The organism is Streptomyces antnestii (assembly GCF_004005495.1).
GTDB lineage: Bacteria > Actinomycetota > Actinomycetes > Streptomycetales > Streptomycetaceae > Streptomyces > Streptomyces antnestii.
In genome coordinates this window covers 1-937 of record NZ_RZYA01000059.1, presented here as the reverse complement: position 1 = coordinate 937, position 937 = coordinate 1, and the positions used below count along the sequence as shown (strand labels likewise).

The 937-nt window shown below is 64.9% G+C and carries 1 protein-coding gene; it reads left to right on the top strand.

Annotated features, from left to right (window positions below):
- Positions 1 to 937: 2-oxoacid:acceptor oxidoreductase family protein (locus EOT10_RS40935; protein ID WP_189492790.1), on the top strand; the 937-nt coding region annotated here is incomplete at both ends.

Sequence of the window (937 nt, the reverse complement as noted above, 5' to 3'; positions counted from 1 at the left end):
TGGACCGGGTGATCATCCGGTTTGCGGGTGACTCGGGTGACGGGATGCAGCTGACGGGGGACCGGTTCACGTCGGAGACGGCGTCGTTCGGGAACGATCTGTCGACGTTGCCGAATTTCCCGGCGGAGATCCGGGCGCCTGCGGGGACGCTGCCGGGTGTGTCGTCGTTCCAGTTGCATTTCGCGGACCACGACATTCTGACGCCGGGGGACGCGCCGAATGTGCTGGTCGCGATGAATCCGGCGGCGTTGAAGGCGAACATCGCGGATGTGCCGCGTGGTGCGGAGATCATCGTCAACACGGACGAGTTCACCAAGCGGGCGATGGCGAAGGTCGGTTACGCGGACAGTCCTCTGGAGGACGGCTCCCTCGACGGCTATCACGTGCACCCCGTCCCCTTGACGGCGTTGACGGTGGAGGCGTTGAAGGAGTTCGACCTGTCGCGCAAGGACGCGGGCCGGTCGAAGAACATGTTCGCGCTGGGGTTGCTGTCGTGGATGTATCACCGGCCGACCGAGGGGACGGAGAAGTTCCTCAGGTCGAAGTTCGCGAAGAAGCCGGATATCGCGGAGGCGAACATCGCGGCGTTCCGTGCGGGCTGGAACTTCGGTGAGACGACGGAGGATTTCGCGGTCTCCTACGAGGTCGCTCCGGCCACGTCGGCGTTCCCGACGGGTACGTATCGCAATATTTCGGGGAATCTTGCGCTGTCGTACGGGTTGATCGCGGCGTCGAAGCAGGCGGATCTGCCGTTGTATCTGGGGTCGTATCCGATCACGCCGGCGTCCGACATCCTGCACGAGTTGTCGAAGCACAAGAATTTCGGGGTGCGCACGTTCCAGGCGGAGGACGAGATCGCGGGGATCGGGGCGGCGCTGGGGGCGGCGTTCGGGGGTTCGCTGGCTGTCACCACCACCTCGGGTCCGGGTGTGGCGCT